This window comes from Clostridium sp. (assembly GCF_016650035.1).
Taxonomy (GTDB): domain Bacteria; phylum Bacillota; class Clostridia; order Clostridiales; family Clostridiaceae; genus Clostridium_AD.
Genome location: NZ_JAENWM010000021.1, coordinates 26,418 through 46,856 on the forward strand (window position 1 = coordinate 26,418; position 20,439 = coordinate 46,856).

General features: G+C 30.9%; 22 protein-coding genes and 1 pseudogene. 2 read left to right on the forward strand and 21 right to left on the reverse strand.

The genetic code is table 11. The features are described from left to right. Positions 1 to 165: 165 nt before the first annotated feature. From ylqF to pta, 19 genes are all read right to left on the reverse strand, one after another. The gene (gene ylqF / locus JJD95_RS07010) at positions 166 to 1,017 is read right to left on the reverse strand and encodes a ribosome biogenesis GTPase YlqF (RefSeq protein ID WP_291641773.1); all 852 of its coding nucleotides are present in this window, start codon (positions 1,015 to 1,017) and stop codon (positions 166 to 168) included. Positions 1,018 to 1,025: 8 nt separating this feature from the next. Beyond that, positions 1,026 to 1,538: a signal peptidase I gene (gene lepB, locus JJD95_RS07015; protein ID WP_291641709.1), complete on the reverse strand. Its 513-nt coding sequence runs from the start codon at positions 1,536 to 1,538 to the stop codon at positions 1,026 to 1,028. A gap of 60 nt (positions 1,539 to 1,598) precedes the next feature. Next, positions 1,599 to 1,949 carry a 50S ribosomal protein L19 gene (gene rplS, locus JJD95_RS07020; RefSeq protein ID WP_291641775.1) on the reverse strand — a complete coding sequence of 117 codons (351 nt, stop codon included), beginning with the start codon at positions 1,947 to 1,949 and terminating at the stop codon, positions 1,599 to 1,601. A 132-nt stretch (positions 1,950 to 2,081) separates the two neighbouring features. After that, positions 2,082 to 2,807 (reverse strand): tRNA (guanosine(37)-N1)-methyltransferase TrmD, encoded by a 726-nt coding sequence (trmD, locus tag JJD95_RS07025; protein WP_291641711.1) that lies wholly within the window; start codon positions 2,805 to 2,807, stop codon positions 2,082 to 2,084. Then, a complete protein-coding gene (gene rimM / locus JJD95_RS07030) occupies positions 2,804 to 3,295 on the reverse strand; it encodes a ribosome maturation factor RimM (protein ID WP_291641713.1) in 492 nt (163 codons plus the stop codon). Before rimM ends, trmD begins: the two co-directional genes overlap by 4 nt. A gap of 58 nt (positions 3,296 to 3,353) precedes the next feature. Next, a complete protein-coding gene (locus JJD95_RS07035) occupies positions 3,354 to 3,581 on the reverse strand; it encodes a KH domain-containing protein (RefSeq protein ID WP_291641714.1) in 228 nt (75 codons plus the stop codon). 33 nt (positions 3,582 to 3,614) lie between these two features. Then, a complete protein-coding gene (rpsP, locus tag JJD95_RS07040; protein WP_291641716.1) occupies positions 3,615 to 3,857 on the reverse strand; it encodes a 30S ribosomal protein S16 in 243 nt (80 codons plus the stop codon). Between the two features lie 49 nt (positions 3,858 to 3,906). Next, positions 3,907 to 5,256 (reverse strand): signal recognition particle protein, encoded by a 1,350-nt coding sequence (gene ffh, locus JJD95_RS07045; protein ID WP_291641718.1) that lies wholly within the window; start codon positions 5,254 to 5,256, stop codon positions 3,907 to 3,909. A 10-nt stretch (positions 5,257 to 5,266) separates the two neighbouring features. After that, the gene (locus tag JJD95_RS07050) at positions 5,267 to 5,614 is read right to left on the reverse strand and encodes a putative DNA-binding protein (RefSeq protein WP_291641720.1); all 348 of its coding nucleotides are present in this window, start codon (positions 5,612 to 5,614) and stop codon (positions 5,267 to 5,269) included. Between the two features lie 108 nt (positions 5,615 to 5,722). Next, positions 5,723 to 6,634 (reverse strand): signal recognition particle-docking protein FtsY, encoded by a 912-nt coding sequence (gene ftsY, locus JJD95_RS07055; RefSeq protein WP_291641722.1) that lies wholly within the window; start codon positions 6,632 to 6,634, stop codon positions 5,723 to 5,725. A 42-nt stretch (positions 6,635 to 6,676) separates the two neighbouring features. After that, positions 6,677 to 10,231 carry a chromosome segregation protein SMC gene (gene smc / locus JJD95_RS07060; protein WP_291641746.1) on the reverse strand — a complete coding sequence of 1,185 codons (3,555 nt, stop codon included), beginning with the start codon at positions 10,229 to 10,231 and terminating at the stop codon, positions 6,677 to 6,679. A 254-nt stretch (positions 10,232 to 10,485) separates the two neighbouring features. After that, complete coding sequence (locus JJD95_RS07065) at positions 10,486 to 11,577, reverse strand: elongator complex protein 3 (protein ID WP_291641747.1); 1,092 nt, start codon at positions 11,575 to 11,577, stop codon at positions 10,486 to 10,488. Next, positions 11,570 to 12,271: a ribonuclease III gene (gene rnc / locus JJD95_RS07070; protein WP_291641749.1), complete on the reverse strand. Its 702-nt coding sequence runs from the start codon at positions 12,269 to 12,271 to the stop codon at positions 11,570 to 11,572. The genes JJD95_RS07065 and rnc overlap by 8 nt, the downstream gene beginning before the upstream one ends. 179 nt (positions 12,272 to 12,450) lie before the next feature. Further along, positions 12,451 to 12,684, reverse strand: coding sequence for an acyl carrier protein (acpP, locus tag JJD95_RS07075; RefSeq protein WP_291641777.1), 234 nt, complete (start codon positions 12,682 to 12,684; stop codon positions 12,451 to 12,453). Positions 12,685 to 12,713: 29 nt separating this feature from the next. Then, positions 12,714 to 13,724 carry a phosphate acyltransferase PlsX gene (plsX, locus tag JJD95_RS07080; protein ID WP_291641751.1) on the reverse strand — a complete coding sequence of 337 codons (1,011 nt, stop codon included), beginning with the start codon at positions 13,722 to 13,724 and terminating at the stop codon, positions 12,714 to 12,716. Between the two features lie 138 nt (positions 13,725 to 13,862). Then, entirely contained in the window at positions 13,863 to 14,048 is a 186-nt protein-coding gene (gene rpmF, locus JJD95_RS07085; protein WP_291641753.1) for a 50S ribosomal protein L32, read from the reverse strand. A gap of 12 nt (positions 14,049 to 14,060) precedes the next feature. After that, the gene (locus tag JJD95_RS07090) at positions 14,061 to 14,663 is read right to left on the reverse strand and encodes a YceD family protein (RefSeq protein ID WP_291641755.1); all 603 of its coding nucleotides are present in this window, start codon (positions 14,661 to 14,663) and stop codon (positions 14,061 to 14,063) included. Between the two features lie 105 nt (positions 14,664 to 14,768). Next, a complete protein-coding gene (locus JJD95_RS07095; RefSeq protein ID WP_291641757.1) occupies positions 14,769 to 15,962 on the reverse strand; it encodes an acetate/propionate family kinase in 1,194 nt (397 codons plus the stop codon). Positions 15,963 to 16,015: 53 nt separating this feature from the next. Next, positions 16,016 to 17,017, reverse strand: a complete 1,002-nt coding sequence (pta, locus tag JJD95_RS07100; protein ID WP_291641759.1) for a phosphate acetyltransferase — start codon at positions 17,015 to 17,017, stop codon at positions 16,016 to 16,018. 242 nt (positions 17,018 to 17,259) lie between these two features. Between pta and JJD95_RS07105 the strand changes: the two genes are divergently transcribed. Both JJD95_RS07105 and ylbJ read left to right on the forward strand, forming a co-directional pair. Then, the gene (locus JJD95_RS07105) at positions 17,260 to 18,483 is read left to right on the forward strand and encodes a nucleotidyltransferase (protein ID WP_291641761.1); all 1,224 of its coding nucleotides are present in this window, start codon (positions 17,260 to 17,262) and stop codon (positions 18,481 to 18,483) included. A 123-nt stretch (positions 18,484 to 18,606) separates the two neighbouring features. Continuing rightward, a complete protein-coding gene (ylbJ, locus tag JJD95_RS07110; protein ID WP_291641763.1) occupies positions 18,607 to 19,785 on the forward strand; it encodes a sporulation integral membrane protein YlbJ in 1,179 nt (392 codons plus the stop codon). Here ylbJ and JJD95_RS07115 read toward each other — a convergent pair. Together JJD95_RS07115 and coaD are read right to left on the reverse strand one after the other, a co-directional pair. Beyond that, complete coding sequence (locus JJD95_RS07115; protein ID WP_291641765.1) at positions 19,768 to 20,292, reverse strand: ATPase; 525 nt, start codon at positions 20,290 to 20,292, stop codon at positions 19,768 to 19,770. The genes ylbJ and JJD95_RS07115 overlap by 18 nt on opposite strands. Positions 20,293 to 20,302: 10 nt before the next feature. Further along, positions 20,303 to 20,439, reverse strand: a pseudogene (coaD, locus tag JJD95_RS07120) (pantetheine-phosphate adenylyltransferase); the annotation flags it as partial.

Consider the following 20,439-nt stretch of genomic DNA (forward strand, 5'->3'; position numbering starts at 1 on the left):
TTCTCCCTAATACTCCATAATTTTTATTAAATACTGTTTATAAATTTATACGCAAAAGCAACCTTCTGATATTTGTCTTAGAAACCAATTATTAATTGTTATCTATCCACAATCAGAAAGTTGCTTATTTAATAATATTTAAATTTACATTTATTATATATAAACTTAATAATCGTCTGGTCTTTCTAGAGATATAGATCCTAGTTTTCCACCTCTAAATTCATCTAAAAGCATAACCGCTACTCTATTATAATCAATGTTGCCACCAGAAATTACATGACCTCTTTTCTTTGCTATATTGTCCAAATTATCTATAGCTTCCTCCATAATTTCTGGAAGTTTATATCTTTCCATTAATCTTTGTGGATTAACAACTTGAAGCCTTTCTACTAGTCTAAGAGCTAATTCCTCTATATCCATAATTTCATCTTTTATGGCTCCTGTAAAGGCCAGATTAAGTCCAACAACTTGATCTTCAAATTTAGGCCATAACACTCCTGGAGTATCCATAAGTTCTATTCCGATGCTAGTTTTAATCCATTGCTTACTTTTAGTAACACCGGGCTTATCACCAGTTTTAGCACTGTGGTTTTTAGCCAATTTATTTATAAGAGAAGATTTACCCACATTAGGTATACCAACTACCATAACTCGTGTAATTATATTAACTAATCCTTTTTTTCTCTGCCTATCTTGCTTTTCTTTTAATAATTCATCAAGAGTAGTCTTTATACTTTTTAAACCCCCACCTGTAAGGCTATTTACAGATAATGGTTTCACCGTATCAGTTGTAAGTTTTTGTATCCATTCTTTAGTTACTTTATCTTCAGCTAAATCACTTTTGTTTAATAAAATAATTCTTGGCTTATCTTTGCAGATCTCGTCAATTTGTGGATTTGCACTTGAGTTTACAATTCTTGCATCTCTCATTTCTATTACGGCGTCAACAAGTTTTAAACTCTCTTGAATTTGTCTTCTAGTCTTAGCCATATGTCCTGGAAACCAATTTATGGTCATGCTCATACTTATCGTATCCTTCCCATTTTATTGAATGGATAAAGCCTTATAACTGCTTTTCCTTCTATAAGATTGAGTTTTACAAACCCAATATCATCACTGCGAGAATCACTGCTGAAATTTCTATTATCACCTAGGACAAAAACAGCATCCGAAGGTACCTGAGCTTCATCAAAGTCACGCATAAAACCTACATTTCTATAGTATTCATTAATAGTTTTACCATTTATATATAATATATTATCACTTATTTTAACTACGTCTCCACTTACTGCTATAACTCTTTTTATTATTCTTTCTCTTATATCAGCATGATACCTTATTACTACAATATCATTTCGCTTAGGCGACATTATTCTATATGATACTCTTTCAAGTATTAATTTATCATTGTTATGTAACGTAGGAACCATAGATTCACCATTTACTGTTACTACTTGAAATAAAAAATTTATGGTGAATACTGAAATTACAAGTAAAATCGTTATAAATTTTACTACTTTAAGATTTCTCCTTGTCATATATGCACCTACTTAAAAATTCACTAAAATATAAAAAGGGACTTTTCAGCCCCAATTTTATTATTTTCTCATTCTTTCTTTAACCTTTGCAGCCTTACCAACTCTATCTCTCAAGTAGAATAGTTTAGCTCTTCTAACTTTACCAAGTCTTACAATTTCAACCTTATCAATTACTGGAGCGTTTACTGGGAATGTTTTTTCAACACCAACACCAGATGCAACTCTTCTTACTGTAAAAGTTTCTCTTAAACCGCCGTGTTGTCTTTTAAGAACGGTTCCTTCGAATACTTGGACTCTCTCCTTGTTACCTTCACTAATTTTTATGTGTACTTTAACAGTATCACCCACACCAAAATTTGGTAAGTCAGTTCTGATTTGTTCTTGTTCTATTGCTCTTATAATATCTAACATGTGCATTCCCTCCTAATATTTTATTGTGACGTTCATGCCCATAAAATATAGCAGAGGACCGTCCGTACTAGCACAAAGTATATTCTATCATAACTATATATATATATCAACATAAAAATCCCTTTTATAGCCTTATTCTTTTATTTTATAAGCCACACTGAGTAATTTTTTGTCTTCCTTCGTAAGTTCAAGTTTTTGAAACATATCCGGTCTTTTTTCTTTAGTTATTAAAAGAGACTGAGTTCTTCTCCACTTCCGTATATTTTCATGATGCCCTGAAGTCAATACTTCAGGAACACTTTCACCCTCAAAACATTCCGGCCTTGTATATTGAGGATATTCCAGTACTCCATCATAAAAAGATTCTTCAGTAAAGCTCTCACTACAAGATAATACTCCTGGAATCAGTCTGCAGATACTATCCACTATAGGTATACACGCCATTTCTCCACCTGTTAAAACATAATCCCCTAAAGAAATTTCCATATCTATATAGTCATAGATTCTCTCATCAATGCCTTCATAATGGCCACATAAAAATATTAATTCACTTTCCTGGCATAACTTTTTAGCAATTTCCTGAGTGAAAGTTTTACCTCTTGGCCCTAAAAATATCACCTTTCCACTATTACTTAATTTAACATCATTAATACAGTGAATCACTGGTTGAGTTTGCATTACCATACCAGCTCCACCACCATAGGGATAATCGTCTACTTTTTTATGTTTATTTAATGCATAGTCCCGAATATTGTGGGATGAAATATCCAGTATGTTTTTTTCTATGGCTTTTCCAATTATACTGCTATTAAATATTTCAAACATTTCAGGAAATAGTGTTAAAATGTCTATTTTCATTCTGACCAAACACTTACTGGTTTAATTATTATTACACGTTTATTAATATCTATACTAACAACTATGTCTTTAAGTACTGGAATAAGTACTTCTGTATTTCCTTTAACCCAATATACATCATTACCTGGTGTACTAAGAACGTCATATACTTTTCCAAGTTCCTCTCCATCTGTATCAAAAACGCTACAATCTATAAGATCAGCTACATAATAGCTATCCTCTTCAAGTGGAATCGCTTCTTCGCGACTAACCATAAGAATCTTATTTCTATAAGTCTCCGCTTGTTCTATACTATCTATACCCTCAATTTTTAATATTACTTTATCTGATTGAAGTTTACATCCTTCTATTTTTCTGATTTCGCCATCAATATATACATTTTTTAATTTCTTAAATCTTTCAAGCGAGTCTGTTAATGAAAAAACTTTAACTTCACCCTTTAATCCGTGTGTTTTACCAATCTGACCAACACCCATAAAATCCTTCACTTAAAATCCTCCTTACAAATTGCTTATATTAAAATAAGAGTTAGGCAGAACCTAACTCTTACTTTATTTCAACAACTACTTTTTTGTTTTCTTTAACAGCAGCTGCCTTTACAACAGTTCTAATAGCTTTAGCTATTCTACCTTGTTTACCAATAACTTTTCCCATATCCTCATTCGCCACAGATAATTGAAGAACTACCGTGTGCTCATGAGCTACTTCATTTACTACTACCATTTCAGGTTTATCAACTAAAGACCTTGCCAATACTTCAAGTAACTGTTTCATGGAAAACCCTCCATTCATTACTTATAAACTTTTCTAGTTGACTGCTATTTTGTTAAGTAATCTTTTAACTGTATCAGATGGTTGAGCACCTTTTTTTATCCAACTAGCTGCTTTTTCAGTATCAATTTTAATTGTAGTTGGTTCTGTTCTTGGGTTATAATATCCTATTTCTTCAATGAATTTTCCATCTCTAGGAGATCTTGAATCTGCAACTATAACTCTGTAAAATGGAGAGTGTTTAGCACCCATTCTTTTTAATCTTATTTTAACTGCCACGTATATCACCTCCTTTAAATGTAATTTAGCTATAACCTAAGTTATTTTATTAAAAAGGCATTTTACCAAACATACCTTTTTTACCAGGTTTTTGGAATCCTTTTGCTTGCTTCATAAATTTCTTCATCATCTCAAAATCTTTTAATAGCTTATTTACTTGTTGTACCAAAGTGCCTGACCCATTAGCAATTCTCTTTTTCCTAGAAGAAGAACCACTAATCAAACTAGGATGTTTTCTCTCCGCTACAGTCATTGACCTTATGATAGCTTCAACTTTTCCCATTTCTTTTTCGCTCTGAGATAAATCTACACCCTGCAATTCTTTTTTATTAGCGCCTGGCATCATTTCAACTAATTTATTTAATGGCCCGAGTTTCTTTATTTGTTGCATTGAAGCTAAAAAATCATCTAAATTAAATTCTTGCGACATCATTCTATTTCCAAGTTCTTTTGCTTCTTCTTCATTTATAGACAGCTGCGCTTTTTCGATTAACGAAAGCACATCACCCATACCAAGTATTCTTGATGCCATTCTATCTGGGTAGAAAACTTCTAAATCACTCATTTTTTCGCCAACACCAACAAATTTTATAGATTTGCCAGTTATTGCTTTAATAGATAGTGCAGCTCCGCCTCTTGTATCTCCATCTAACTTTGTCAAAATCACGCCAGTTATATCCAGCTGAGAATTAAAGCTATCTGCTACATTAACTGCGTCTTGACCAGTCATTGAGTCTACAACAAGCATTATTTCACTTGGTTGCATGCACACTTTTATATTTTGAAGTTCCTCCATTAGATTTTCATCTATATGAAGTCTTCCTGCTGTATCTATTATAATTACATTATTACCATTTTCCTTGGCAAAGGCTAAAGATGCTTTTGCTATATCTACAGGGCTTACCTTGTCTCCCATAGTAAATACTGGAACATCAATTTGCTTTCCTACTACTTGCAATTGTTTAATTGCTGCTGGCCTGTATACATCACAAGCAACTAGTAATGGTTTTTTATTTTTTCTTTTAAGTGAAAGGGCAAGTTTTCCACCCATTGTGGTTTTACCAGCACCTTGAAGACCTACAAGCATAATAACCGTTATCCCATTTATAGAAAACTCTAATTTACTTTCCGAATCACCCATTAGACTTGTTAACTCATCATTAACAATTTTTATAACCTGTTGGCCAGGTGTTAAGCTTTGCATTACTCCATTACCTAAACATTTTTCACTAACATTTTTCACAAAGTCCTTAACTACTTTATAGTTAACATCAGCTTCAAACAATGCTAGTTTTACTTCTCTCATAGCATCTTTGATATCTTTTTCAGAAAGCTTACCCTTACCTTTTAATTTTTTTATGGTATCTTGTAACTTAGAAGATAGTCCTTCAAAAGCCATAATAAACCTCCTAAACGTTCTCAATTATCTGGGTTTTTATATCATCTATAATCTGATTCATTTTGTCATCTTTTATATTGATCTGTAATTTATCTAATTCTGAAATAATGTTTTCAGAGATTTCTTTAAGTTTAAGGTCTCTATTTGATAATTTCAATTTTTCCTCATATACTAAAAGCAACTTTTCGCATGTTTTAATAGTATCATGAATAGCTTGCCTACTCGTCTTATTAATTTCTGCTATCTCTGATAGTGATAAATCATTATTAAAATACAAATCCATTATATCCTTTTGCTTTTCAGTAAGTAATTCACTATAGAAATCAAATAATAAAGAAATTTCAAATCTTTTTTCCATTCCATCACCCTACTCACAAATAATATAATATCAGAGTTTATATATAGTGTCAAGTAATTTTACTTAACAGGTTAATATTTTATATAATTGATATTTTACGGGTGCATTTTAAAATAGTGCTTCTACAAAATCACTTGCATCAAATTCTTGTAAATCATCTATTCCTTCACCAACACCTATATACACAACAGGTATATGCAGTTGTTTTTTTATAGATATTACAATTCCACCTTTAGCGGTACCATCTAATTTAGTTAGTATTATTCCATCTATGGTGCATACTTCCATGAATTGTTTTGCTTGTTGTACACCATTTTGCCCCGTTGTAGCATCAAGTACTAAGAGAGTTTCCATATGAGCCTCACTGTACTCCCTTTTAATCACCCTATTTATTTTCGCCAGTTCGTCCATAAGATTTTTTTTATTATGAAGTCTACCTGCCGTATCGCAAATTAGCACATCAACTTTTCTTGCTTTTGCTGCTTGAACAGCATCAAAAACTACAGCAGCAGGATCCGATCCCTCTTGCTGTTTTACGAGTTCCACACCTGATCTATTACCCCAAACCTCTAACTGGTCAATAGCAGCCGCCCTAAAGGTATCTGCTGCTGCAATTAGCACTTTATATTCTTCATTTTTTAACTTTGCAGCAATTTTACCAATACAAGTAGTTTTCCCAACTCCATTAACCCCAATTATGAGTATCACCTTAGGAAGTTCTATAGGTTTTATTGGGGTTTCATCTTCAACTAATATAGTCGTTATAACTTCTCTTAAACAAGGCATAATTTCTGAAGGTTCCTTTATTTTATCTTCCTTCACCTTTATTTTAAGTTTTTCGATGATATAAATAGAAGTATCTACTCCTATATCTGCAGTAATTAATATCTCCTCTAATTCTTCATATAAATCTTCATTAATTGTAAGAGCCAATTTTAATACTTCACTAACTTTTTCACTTATATTATTTCTAGTTTTTGCTAGTCCATCTTTTAATTTATCAAAAAATCCTCCAAACATTTTAAAGCCTCCTAATTCTTTTCGCTGCCATAAATATTGTCTTTACCTATTAAAATCAACAGACACTATTTTCGACACTCCTTTTTCTTCCATCGTAACGCCATATAGTACATCTCCAGCCTCCATTGTTCCTTTTCTGTGAGTTATTATAATGAATTGAACGCTGTCCGAGAATTTCTTTAAGAATTCAGCATACCTAATTACGTTAGCATCATCAAGGGCTGCTTCAATTTCATCTAAAATACAAAAAGGTGTTGGCTTCATCTTTAATATAGCAAATAATAATGCAATTGCAGATAACACTTTTTCTCCACCAGACATCAAACTTAAGTTTTGTAGTTTTTTACCTGGTGGTTGAACATTAATATCTATTTTCGCTGTAAGTTCATCGCCTTCGGTAAGTATCAAATCTGCACTTCCACCCTTAAACAATTCCACGAAGGTTTCATTAAAATTTTGTCTTAATATTATAAAATTTTCCGCGAATATTTTTTTCATCTTTTCAGTCATTTCACATATCATTGTCAATAGTTCATTTTTAGCTAGTATCAAATCTTCCTTTTGACTGTCCATAAAAGCGAATTTCTCTTTAACTTCTTTATACTCTTCGATAGCACCTACATTAACCTCTCCCAGCATTGATATATCACCTTTCAAGGCTTTAATTTGCTTTTTAAGAAGATCAATGTCGTCGATTTCAATTTTAAATTTAAGTGCTTCTGCATATGTTAGCTCAAAATCATCATTCAACTTGGAATAATTAACGCCCTTTTCCATTTCTACTTTCGCAAGTGCCAGTTCACATTTATATAAATCTTTCTCGCTTTTTTCTAATATTAGAGTAGTATCCTCTAACTTATCCACATTTATTTTTATTTTCTCTTTAATTTTAATTCTCTGTATTTCATCGTCTTCAAAGCTTTTTTCCATTTTATCTAATTTAATAGTTATCTCTCTTACTTTTTCATTAGTACTTTCTATTGCTTTATCGCTACTCTTTTTACTTTCCAAAGCTTCTTGTATTTCTCTAGAAAATGAAATCATTTTTTGATTATGCACAAACATTTCTCCATTTAACCTTTGTACTTCAGAACGTTTATTCTGCATTACTTCATCAATTCCAGCTTTTTTTATCTTAGCATCGACAATTAGTCCCTTTATATTCTCAATTTCTTGTAATTTATCTTTTAATTTGGAATGATCCACTGAAAGCTTTTGCTGAATTTTTTCACTCTCACCAGTTAATCTGAGGGCAGAGGCATTATTTTCACTGATTTCACTATTATCTCTTGAAAGTTTACTCTTTTCAGACATTTTTTCAGTCTCTAAATCCATAAGATTTTTTTTAAGTCTATCTGTTTCATCTTCTAATGAATGTATTTTAGCTTCCAACTTAGTTTTCTCAATGCTTAGCACATGAACCTCGTCCTTTGTATTTATGTTTACCTTATCTAATCTTGTGATTTCAAATTTACATTGTTTTATTTTATTTGTATAAATAAGATATTCATTTTTAAAAGTGTTTAAATCAGCAGCCAATTGTTGTATCTCTCTTTTTCTACCAATTATACTAGAAGTCTTCGAGTATATACTTCCACCAGTTAATGACCCTCCTTGATTTATAACTTCCCCTGAAAGTGTTACAATTTTATACCTAAAATTATTGTTTTTAGATATTTGCAAGGCTGAATCCATATCACTACATATAATTGTCCTTCCCAAAATAGATGTCATAACTTCAGTAAATTTATCATCATAGCCTATAAGATCACTTGCAATTCCAACAAAACCAATATGGCTTATAGTTTCATTTGAGATATTAAGTTTTTTACCCTTAATAATGTTTAAAGGAAGAAATGTAGCTCTTCCTAAACTATGGCCCTTTAGATAATTGATTAATGTTTTTGCTGCGATTTCGTCTTTAGTTATTATGTGTGATATCGAACCACCCAATGCAATTTCTATTGCTACTTCTAAGCTTTTTTCGACCTTTATAACCTCGCCAAGTACGAAACATTCAGAAATGTTTCCTACCTTACCTTCATTTATATGCTCCATTAAATTTTTTACCGACTTATTATAGCCTTCAAATTTTTTCTCTAAATTTGTAAGCACATTAAAATTGGCTTCAGTTTTACTCATTTTAATATTACAGTTTTTCATGATAGTTTCATCGGTGGTTAAAATATTTTGGAGTTTACTGTGCTTTTGATTATTTTCATTGATTATTAATTCGCATTCAATTATTTTAGTTTTAACTTGTTGCACTTGATTTTTATAATTTACTTTTGTGCTAGTATTTATTTTTACTTCCTCACCAATGTTTTCAATTGTACTTACTAATAAAACCATTCTTTTCTCAGCACTCTCTATATTATTGTTTAAAATCAATAATTTATTACTAATTTCCATAGTTTTACGGATTATAAACTGCTCTTCTTCTTTTAGGTTTCTAGCTTCATCACTTTTGGTTTTTATGTTTTCTTGAATGTTAACAATTTTTATCTCTTCATGCCCAATTTTTTCTTGTATTTCCGCTTGAGTATTTTTTATATTATTAGAAGAATCCTCTAGTTCGTTCAAATTGCATTTAAGAACCAGAAGTTTTTTATGAATATCATCACTATCTTTTGAAGTTTTACGGATGATTTTCTCTAAATTTTGTATTCTCTCATTTTGAATATTTATTTCAGAAGTATTAGTTTGGTGAATTAGTTTATCATTATAATATAATTGTTTTTCTTCCTGGTTTTTAGTTTCAAAATTTTCAGATTCAACCTTCCAGTATTCACTATCACCTCTTACCTTATTTTTTATATCTGTGTAATTTACAACCTCATCATTTAATTTAGCAGATTGACCCTGTAAAATTTTCATTTTTTCTTCAACTTTATTTATAAAATCAACAATCATACTTACTTCTTTAATTTTTAACTCTTCAAAGAACTTTAAAAATTTCTTTGCCTTTTCACTTTCTTTCATTAACGGTTCTAATCTTTCTTCATAGGTACTTAAAATATCGTTTATTCTAATCATATTCTGCTCTGTATTATCCAATCTCTTTTGAGATTCTTCTTTTCTTGTCTTGAATTTTACAATACCTGCAGCCTCTTCAAATAGTTTTCTTCTATCATCAGTTTTTCCACTCAAAATAGCATCAATTTTACCTTGTCCAATAATTGAGTATCCTTCTTTTCCAATACCCGTATCCATAAAAAGCTGTTGAACATCTTTTAATCTACAAGTTGTATTATTTATTAAATATTCACTTTCTCCAGACCTATATAATCTTCTAGATATAGTCACATTAGAATAATCGATATTAAGCACGCTGTCACTATTATCTAAAGTAAGGGAAACTTGTGCAAGGCCAACTGGTTTTCTAAACTGAGTGCCTGCAAATATAACATCTTCCATTTTATCCCCTCGGAGATTTTTGACACTTTGTTCCCCAAGTACCCATTTAACAGCATCGGATATATTGCTTTTCCCGCTACCATTAGGGCCTACTACTGCCGTAATGCCCTTCTTAAATGTTAATTCTGTTTTATCTGCAAAGGATTTAAATCCTCTAATTTCAATAGATTTTAAAAACATGGGAACACTCTCCTATTTTACCTAAATAACATTGGCAATACAAAACCTAATATAAAAACTACGACTATGCCATAAATCAATATTTTTTGGTTCTTCTCTCTTTTTTTCTTACTCATAATTCACCTCATATTTTGAATTTTATTCTACTCTATATTTTAAAGCATTTTCATGAAAATATCAATTGCTAGTGTTCATACACATAAATTAGTGCATATAAATTTAAAAAACCGTGTACACGGTTTTTCTAAAATAAATTAAAATCCTTCACTATACTTTATGGATGCATATTCATATATGGTCATAATAATACATTCACTCCCTAAACATACAGCAATACTTCCGAGCTCTATAGAAATATCTTGAGATACCTCTATATATATAGTACTTATTTGTTTTTTCATGTCATTAAAATAGATTTTACCATTAGCATAAAGTTTAGAAATATCTTTCGGATTAATTTTCACTAAAACCTTATTTGCGGTAGTGTTACTTTTGATATTATTAATGATTACATAGTATAACAAATCATTATATATACTACCCTCAACAAGCTCTCTAAAAGCAGGATGAAACGGTCCTGCTACTAGGTCATTACCTTTCGAAATTTCTTTAGTGGGTTGTAACCCCATTCTAATCACATTTATACCGCTTAAAGTCATCATAATGTAAATGATTTTGCTTATATTTACCGCTTCACTTAACGTGTAAGGCACAAAAGTTCCTTTTATATACATGCTTTCCATAGGTGTATCCTTAATTACAAGGGCAGGGTATATTCGACAATTATCCGGTTTAAGAGCAATAACCCCTTTAGCCGTCTCTATATCTTTATTTATATCGTCAGAAGGTAACCCTATCATAATTTGAAGTCCTAGAGTAAAACCATACTGCTTTATAAGTTTCGCTGCAAGTTCTACATCACGGGAAGTATGTCCTCTTCCGGATTTTAATAACACCTTCGCATCCAATGATTGAACTCCAAGTTCTATAATGTCTACAGAGTATTTTCTAAGGTTTAGCAATATATTATCATCGATATAATCTGGTCTTGTAGATAATCTAATGAATTTTATTTTATTATTATCCTTAAACTTCTTAGCAACAGTTAAAAGTTCTATTTGTTTTTCCATTTTTATAGCTGTAAAAGTTCCTCCAAAGAATGATACCTCAATAACGGCATCTTTACTTTTTATTGTTTTTAAGTATTCATTTATTGTCTTCTCCACATACATTGCATCAACTTTTACCTTTGTGCCCGTTATGCTATTTTGATTACAAAATACACATTCATGTGGACACCCTTCATGTGGAACGAAAATAGGAATAATGTAATGTAAATTACTCATGCAACCCCTCCTGCCTTAACATAACTTCTTTAGCTGCATTTTGTTCCGCTTCTTTTTTACTGTAACCTCGCCCTGAGCCTTTTATAGAGTGATTTATTAATAAATCCACGAAGAACTCTCTTCTGTGTGGTGGACCTTCAAATTTTACAAGTTCATAACAAATATCCACTTCACCGTTCTGCTGTAATATTTCTTGAATCTTAGTCTTGTAATCTAAGACTATCTCATTACTAATGGCTTTCTCAATTGTCCTTCTAAAATTATCAAGTATAAATGTCTTAGAATACTCTATTCCTTTGTCCAAATATATAGCAGCTATTATTGCTTCAACACAATCGGCCAATATTGAGACTCTATTCCTACCACCAGTAATTTCTTCACCTTTGCTCATGTTCATATACTTTCCAAGTTCCCATCCATTAGCTATGTCACACAGAGAATTTTCACAAACAATTAACGATCTAATTTTACTTAGATATCCTTCAGGTTTTTCAGTAAAATGACAGTATAAGTATTCGGATATTATAATTTGCAATACAGAATCTCCCAAGAATTCAAGTCTTTCATTAAATTCAACCACTCTTTTCTGATTTGCATAGGAACTATGTGTTATTGCTACTTTTAACAGCTGCTTATCACTAAAATTCAATCCCAATTTTTCCTCTAGTTGCTGTAGTTTTATATCGCTATTCATAATCATTACTCCTTTTCGGAAGTTTATTTAAATATTTTAACATTATTAATTATTATCTTCCTATTTATCTAAAAAAACATTCAAGTTTATTCTTCAATTTACGTTTCAAAATGATTTACTAGTAAATTCAAAAATAAACTCCAAAAAGTTAAAGGCCCGCTGTAATGCGGGACCTTGTATTATTCTTCAATATGAGCTTTAATATATTCTACTACATCACCCACAGTAGTAATTTTCTCAACATCTTCATCAGGAATTTCTATTTCATACTCTTCTTCTAATGCCATTATGAGTTCCACAATATCAAGGGAATCAGCGCCTAAATTATTCATAAAAGATGATTCCATTTTTATTTCCTCTTCATCTATGCTTAATTGTGATGCTATAGTTGTTCTAATTTTTTCAAACATAATATCTTCACCTCCTTTTATTAACGTATAAGTTATACGTTTATTTCTTGCTGAGATAAATTTTCAATTTCTAATTTTAACTTATCTACAACTTTATTTTCATAAAATATTGTAGCCTGTCTTATTGCATTTTTAAAAGCTTTAGCATCTGAACTACCATGAGCTTTTATGCAAATTCCATTTACTCCCAGAAACGCAGCTCCACCGTATTCTTTATAATCGAAATCCTTCTTAAACTTTTTAAATACTGGTTTTAGTAGTATTCCCCCCAGTTTAGTTCTAAATGAACTCATTATTCCCGTTTTCAACATATCGAATATATTAGCAACTGCACCTTCATATAGTTTTAAAATTATGTTTCCTACAAACCCATCACAAACAAGCACATTAATATCTCCCGTTGGAATTTCTCTAGCTTCCACATTACCTACGAAATTCAAATTTGCTACCTTTAGTAGTTTATGAGCTGATTTTGATAGTTCATTACCTTTCTCTTCTTCAGTTCCTATGTTCACAAGACCTACAGATGGGTTATTTATTTTTAGAATATTTTCAAAATATATTTTACCCATAAGTCCAAATTGTACTAAATAATGCGGTTTACATTCTGCATTTGCACCACAATCAATTATCATAAAAGGTCCTTTTTTACCAGGCATTACAGGTGCCAAAGCCGGCCTATCTATTCCCTTTATTCTTCCTACTATAAGAGTGCATCCCGCTAAAAAAGCACCAGTGCTTCCAGCTGATATAACAGCATCTGCTTCTCCGATTTTCACAAGGTTCAAGGCTTTTACGAGGCTTGAATCTTTTTTTCTCTTAATAGCCATTACTGGATGTTCATTTGTGTTAATAACTTCTTTGGCATCAATAATTTTTATTTTACTCAAATCATAGGTATACTTCTTTAGCTCTTCACTAATTAGCTCCTCTGGACCGGTTATTAGAATCTCTATATCATATTCTTTTATAGCTTCTATGCATCCATAAACCACAGCATTTGGAGAAAAATCCCCACCCATACCATCTACAACAACTACCATTTTAAACCCTCACTTTGAATGTGCCATATAAATTATACATATACATATTATATACTATAATGTGCAAGAATTCCTAGTATTATTAATATCTTAATGGAATATAATTATAAATAAAAAGAAAGTCTTTCGACTTTCTTTTTATTTTGCTTCCATTGCAATAACTTCTCTATTTTTGTAATAACCACAGTTTTTACATACTCTGTGAGCAAGTTTCATGTCGTGGCACTGAGGACACTCAACTATTCCTGGTAAACCAAGTTTAAATGTTTGCGCTCTTCGAGAATCTCTTCTACCTTTAGAAAATTTTCTAGCTGGATTTCCCATTGTAACACCTCCTTAATCAGTTGAAAACATTTTTTTTAACTTTGCAAATCTCGGATCAATATCATCAATTTCACATTTACATGTATTATGATTTAAATTAATTCCACACTGATGACATAACCCTTTACAATCTTTATTGCAAAGTTTTTTTATAGGCAACATTGAAATGATATTATTTTCCACAATCTCATTTAAATCTAATCTATCATCTTTAATAAAAATAATATCCTCATCTTCGTTATGTAGAGTTTTCGACAATCTTTCATTAAATTCAATATTTATTGAATGTGAAAAGGTCTCAAGACATCTAGAACACTCAAGTAACAGCTCTGTCTCAATACTTCCAGTTAACTCCATTTCATGATCAATAGGTTTGAAAATCAAATTTAGCACAACTGGTTTAGAGAATTGTATAAACTCATTATCATACCAAAACTTATCCTTTTGAAAATCTAAATGAATTTCTTTCCTTCTGTTTTTATTACCAAATATTTCTGAAACATCTATTACCATAATATCCACTCTGAAAAACCAAATGCCATTCAGTTTTTTCTCATATAAAAGTATCTTTATACCTTGTATAATGAAAATTATACAGCTCGAGCAAAGCTTCATGTCCCTCCTAACTAAATTGTTTTTTACTTACATCAAACACAGACTATTATATAAACAATAGAATAAAAAGTCAAGAATTATTTATCATAGAAATTAGCAATGATTTTATTTTATTAAAGATTCAGTATCTCTTGCAATTACTAATTCTTCATTAGTTGGTATTACAAATATTTTAGTTTTAGAATCTTCTGTGTTTATTTCTACATCTTTTCCGCGAACTTTATTTTTAGACTTATCTAAAACAGCTCCCAAAAATTCTAACCCAGAGCAAATAGTTTCTCTTGTTTCTGGAGAGTTTTCACCAAGTCCAGCTGTAAATATAATAGCATCTACGCCACCCATTACTGCAGCATAAGAACCTATGAATTTCTTAACTTTATAGGTAAATACATCAAGTGCCAACTGTGCTCTATGATTACCCTGTTCCCATGCAGCTACTTCTATATCTCTAAAGTCACTGCTTATTCCTGATATTCCTAAGACTCCAGATTTTTTATTCATCATATCATTTACTTCATCAATTGTTAAGTCTAATTCTTGCATTATATATATTAATATAGCTGGGTCTATACTTCCACACCTAGTTCCCATGGCTATTCCTTCAAGTGGAGTAAATCCCATACTTGTTTCTACTGATTTACCATTTTGCACCGCACAAATACTTGCTCCATTTCCCAAGTGACAAGTAATTAATTTTAGATCTTTTATATCTTTACCCATCATTTTTGCAGCTTTAGTTGAAACATAATCATGAGATGTTCCATGGAATCCATACTTTCTAATGCTATTTTCTGTATAAAGCTCATATGGAAGTGGGTATATATATGCAACTTCTGGCATTGTTTGATGAAATGCTGTATCAAATACAGCTACCATTGGAATATTCGGCATTAAAGCACTACAAGCATTAATTCCAATTATATTAGCTGGGTTGTGAAGTGGTGCAAGTTTTGAACATTCTTCTAGGTTTTTCATTACTTCATCAGTAACTATGACCGATCCCGCATATTTTTCACCACCATGTACAATTCTATGCCCCACAGCGCCTATTTCTGATAATTCTTTAATAACACCATGATCATTGTCTACAAGTGCTCCAAGTACTAATCTAATGGCATCTGTATGATCTTTCATAGTCTCTTCAATTATGTATTTTTCTCCCTTAGCCTTTTGAGTTAATTTTGCTCCTTCTATTCCTATTCTTTCTACTAACCCTAGTGCTAAACATTCTTCATTTTCCATGTTTATCAATTGATATTTTAACGATGAACTTCCACAATTTATAACTAATATTTTCATTGAATTTGCCTCCTAAGCCTATGAATTTTAATGTTTGTTTTTTTATATGAAAACTATTTTTGAATTTGTGCTTGAACTGCTGTTACGGCAACAACATTAACTATATCTTCTACACTACAGCCTCTTGATAAATCATTTATAGGTTTTGCAAATCCTTGACTTACAGGCCCAATAGCTTGTGCTTTTGCAAATCTTTGCACTAATTTGTACCCGATGTTTCCAGATTGTAAGTCTGGGAACACTAAAACATTTGCACTTCCAGCTACTGTACTACTTGGTGCTTTTAGTTTTCCTACACTTGGAACGATAGCTGCATCTAACTGAAGCTCTCCATCAATTTGCAAATCAGGTCTAGCATTCTTTGCAATTTCAGTAGCTTTTACTACTTTATCAACTAATTCATGCTTTGCACTTCCCATAGTAGAAAAAGATAACATTGCAACCTTAGGTTCAAATTTGCATAAAAGTTTTGCATTTTCTGCAGTACTAATAGCTATAGATGCTAATTCTTCTGAATTAGGACTTGGATTAACTGCACAATCTGCGAATAAAAGAAGTCCATCTTCTCCATATTCTTTGTTAGGTAATTCCATTATAAAGAAACTTGAAACAACTTTAATTCCTGGTGCAGTTTTAATGATTTGCATTCCAGGTCTTAGTAAATCTCCTGTAGTATGTATTGCGCCTGACACTAAACCATCAGCATCGTTCATTTTAACCATCATAGTTCCAAAATACATAGTATCTTGCATTGTCTGTGATGCTTTTTCTAAAGTCATTCCTTTGTGTTTTCTTAATTCATAAAATTCCTTTGCATAAGTATCAGTTTTTTTAGAAGTTTTAGGATCAACTATTTCTATACCAGAAAGGTTAACCCCGAAATCTGCTGCTTTTGTTTGTATTTCACTTTTATCACCTACTAATATTACATTAGCTAATGAATTGTTTTTTATGATTTCACTAGCTCTTATAGTTCTTTCTTCTTCCCCTTCTGGAAGTACTATTCTTTTTATATCTTCTTGTGCTCTTTTACATATTTTTTCTATAAATGTCATTTTTGTTTCTCCTCTCTGTTATTATTGACTTATGCACACTAATAATATACTACTTTTCCACCATACATTTCAACACTAAATACCAAAATGCTTTACATATGTTATATTTTATATATTATGAATTTTCAATCTTTTCTTCTTTTCGTTTCTAATATACATACTTTTATTTATTTGTTTTATATTATATAATAGCTTTAACTAATTTATTTTTTATTTAAAATAAGCTCTTAGGAGGTGATTCGATGAATATTTCTGGAATAATTGTTGAATATAATCCATTACATAATGGTCACTTATATCATATTAATAAAACCAAAGAACTCACAAATTCCGATGTCCTAATTTGTGTTATGAGCGGAAATTTTGCTCAACGTGGAATTCCATCTACTATTGACAAATGGACAAAAACTAAAATGGCTTTAAATAATGGGGTAGATCTAGTACTAGAACTACCAACTATCTACAGTGTATCTTCAGCGGAGTTTTTTTCCTATGGCGCTGTGAGTCTTTTAAATAGCTTAGGAGTAGTGGACAATATTTGCTTTGGCAGCGAACACGGTGATATTGACCCTATAAATAGTATTTCCAATATATTGTCTAATGAACCCATTGAATTCAAATTATTATTAAAGTCTCATTTATCCAAAGGTAATGTTTTTCCGCTAGCTAGAGCTAATGCTCTTTATGATTATTTGAAAAATTCAAAATTTGACATGTCAAGCACATTATTTCATAACTTCTTAAATTCCTCTAATAACATATTAGGCATCGAGTATTGTAAAAGTTTAATTAAATTAAACAGTTCTATTACGCCTTACACCTTGAAACGAAAGGGTGACTCTTATAAGAGTGATATTTTACACGACGAATTCTCAAGTGCTACAGCTATAAGAAAATTCATCAAAGAAAATGGCGCATTAGATAAATTAAAAGGCCACATTCCAAATTCAGTATTAGCTGAAATTCAAAATTTATACTTGAAAAATTATAAGTTCACCTTTGAAGATTCCATGTTCCCTTACATAAAGCACAAATGTCTTACATCAAAAAATTCTTTGGTGAATCTTCCAGACGTGTCTGAGGGGCTCCATAATAAGATTATTAAATCCTTGCAAAATAATATAAGCTATTCTAGCGCACTAGAAGATATGAAGAGCAAACGTTACACTTATACACGGCTTAGTAGAATCTTATGCCAATACTTTATTGGATTTGATGGCTTTGATACTGAAAAATTAAGATCAATGTCTTGCCCCTATGCCCGGGTTTTAGGTTTTAACTCAAATGGTAAGTCAATTTTAAAATCTATAAAATCTAACAGTAGCATTCCACTTTATACTAAACTTCCTAAAGTACAAAGTGAGACTTTAAAGCTAGATGTTCAATCTACAGGAGCCTATAGCACTATAAATAGTAATTTAACTCATAATAGTGATTATTTAATATCACCTATAATTATAGATTAATAATAAAGTCTACTACCTATGAGAGGTAATAGACTTTATTATATTTAATTTTTTTTTAAAGTACATAAGTTTACGTGTTTTCAAATATATTTAATTGAGTACTATTAAAAAAGGGGTTTAGACTTGAGGTTACTATTAATTGTATTGTTGATTGCCATAATATTCTTATTACTTAAACTATTTAAAACCTTAAAGATAAATCTTTTAATAACAATAATTTGTTCTCTTATTATTCTTCAAATGATACTTAACCCAAATCTTTGTATTCGCTACACTATATCTGGTGCAAAATTGTTTTTTAATGCAGTTTTCCCTTCTCTTTTCCCATTTTTAGTCCTAATAAATATTATAATAAACTACGATGGCATTAATATTTATTCTAAACTCTTAGGCAATATAATTTGTAAACCACTAAAACTACCAAAAGAATCTACTATCGCACTCATAGTCAGTGTGCTTTGCGGTTATCCACTGGGCGCAAGGTATACTTGCGATCTATACGAAAAAAAGTTAATTGACTTAGTCACCTGTGAGAGATTGCTTAATATAGCTTCTAATGCAAGCCCTCTATTTGTTATAGGTACAGTAGGTGCTTCTATGATGTCAAATAGTAAAATTGGTTATGTATTGTTGCTTTCTAATATTCTCTCTTGCTTATTTATGGGATTTATTATCCCCTCAAAGAATTCTTTCAATAAAAAAAACATTAAAGACAACAGTATTAAAAAAAATCTAAATACGAATATAAACATTGGTATTGTATTCAAAAACAGTATTGAAGACGCCATAAAAAACTGCTTAAATATAGGCGGTTTTATCGTAATATTCTCCGTAATAACTGGAATAGTAAAAGACAATGTTATATTTCACATTGCCCTTAATAAACTTTCTTTACTTGTTGGTTTTTCTAGTGATTTTATACAAGGTTTAATCCTTGGAATGTTAGAGATAACTAATGGTTGCAATTTAATATCTTCCAGTAATTCAAGCCTAATTGTAAAACTTCCAACACTCAGTTTTTTAATTGCTTTTAGTGGTTTGTCTATCATATCTCAAGTTTATAGTTATACATATAAATATAATGTATCAATAAAAAAATACGTGGTCCGAAAATTTATTCAAGCAATAGTTTCTTCAATTTCATCAATAATTTTATACTATGTTTTTCTACATACCACATCTGTTTTCGCCTTTAATAACGTCATCATATATAGCACTAGTAATTTATATATTCTGATTTTATTTATTTTATTTACCCCCATATTTCTTGCAAATATAATTAAACTATTTCATACTTCTTAGTTCTTTTACATTTTCTCTTATGGAAGATGTTGTATCTGTAACTTTCCCTTGCATAGAGGTTAGGAACTCTTGAACATCCTCTTTAATATTATGTACCATTTGCTGGCCTTTTACTTCGATTTCTTTGTCTAATTGAGATAATATTTCATCAGCATAGTCTTTAGCACCCAGTCGCATAATTTTACCATCTCTTTGAGCTGATGCTACAATTTCTTCAGCTCTTATTTGAGCTTCTTTAACCAAGTCTTGCTTTTCAACTCTTCTTCTTATTTTGTCAATAGTCTCTTCCTCGAAAAGCTTTGCTTGGTTTTTAGCATCAACAAGAATCCGCTCTTTTTCATCACAGATCCACTCAGCCTTTTTAAACTCATCTGGCAAGTGATTTATAATTTGATCAATTATATCCAATATTTCTTTTTTGTTTATAACTGCCTTACCTGTAACTGGTATTCTAGACGAACTCTCGATAATTTCTTGAAGATAATCTAAAAGCTTTATAACATCCATATTTACCCCCCTATTTAGAATTCATTTTCCTAATAATATCTGGAATAATTTCATCTGGTACTAATCCTTTAATACAACCACCAAACATTGCAACCTGTTTAACTGATGAAGAACTTAGATATGAATATTCTGCTTTTGTCATCATAA

Bases quoted from the DNA above. Each gene is read 5' to 3' on its own strand.
- ylqF (WP_291641773.1), bottom strand. From the start codon at position 1,017: ATGACCATAAATTGGTTTCCAGGACATATGGCTAAGACTAGAAGACAA.
- lepB (WP_291641709.1), bottom strand. From the start codon at position 1,538: ATGACAAGGAGAAATCTTAAAGTAGTAAAATTTATAACGATTTTACTT.
- rplS (WP_291641775.1), bottom strand. From the start codon at position 1,949: ATGTTAGATATTATAAGAGCAATAGAACAAGAACAAATCAGAACTGAC.
- trmD (WP_291641711.1), bottom strand. From the start codon at position 2,807: ATGAAAATAGACATTTTAACACTATTTCCTGAAATGTTTGAAATATTT.
- JJD95_RS07035 (WP_291641714.1), bottom strand. From the start codon at position 3,581: ATGAAACAGTTACTTGAAGTATTGGCAAGGTCTTTAGTTGATAAACCT.
- ffh (WP_291641718.1), bottom strand. From the start codon at position 5,256: ATGGCTTTTGAAGGACTATCTTCTAAGTTACAAGATACCATAAAAAAA.
- JJD95_RS07050 (WP_291641720.1), bottom strand. From the start codon at position 5,614: ATGGAAAAAAGATTTGAAATTTCTTTATTATTTGATTTCTATAGTGAA.
- ftsY (WP_291641722.1), bottom strand. From the start codon at position 6,634: ATGTTTGGAGGATTTTTTGATAAATTAAAAGATGGACTAGCAAAAACT.
- smc (WP_291641746.1), bottom strand. From the start codon at position 10,231: ATGTTTTTAAAATCTATTGAAATTAGAGGATTTAAATCCTTTGCAGAT.
- JJD95_RS07065 (WP_291641747.1), bottom strand. From the start codon at position 11,577: ATGAGTAATTTACATTACATTATTCCTATTTTCGTTCCACATGAAGGG.
- rnc (WP_291641749.1), bottom strand. From the start codon at position 12,271: ATGAATAGCGATATAAAACTACAGCAACTAGAGGAAAAATTGGGATTG.
- plsX (WP_291641751.1), bottom strand. From the start codon at position 13,724: ATGGTAGTTGTTGTAGATGGTATGGGTGGGGATTTTTCTCCAAATGCT.
- rpmF (WP_291641753.1), bottom strand. From the start codon at position 14,048: ATGGGAAATCCAGCTAGAAAATTTTCTAAAGGTAGAAGAGATTCTCGA.
- JJD95_RS07090 (WP_291641755.1), bottom strand. From the start codon at position 14,663: ATGAAGCTTTGCTCGAGCTGTATAATTTTCATTATACAAGGTATAAAG.
- JJD95_RS07095 (WP_291641757.1), bottom strand. From the start codon at position 15,962: ATGAAAATATTAGTTATAAATTGTGGAAGTTCATCGTTAAAATATCAA.
- pta (WP_291641759.1), bottom strand. From the start codon at position 17,017: ATGACATTTATAGAAAAAATATGTAAAAGAGCACAAGAAGATATAAAA.
- JJD95_RS07105 (WP_291641761.1), top strand. From the start codon at position 17,260: ATGAATATTTCTGGAATAATTGTTGAATATAATCCATTACATAATGGT.
- JJD95_RS07115 (WP_291641765.1), bottom strand. From the start codon at position 20,292: ATGGATGTTATAAAGCTTTTAGATTATCTTCAAGAAATTATCGAGAGT.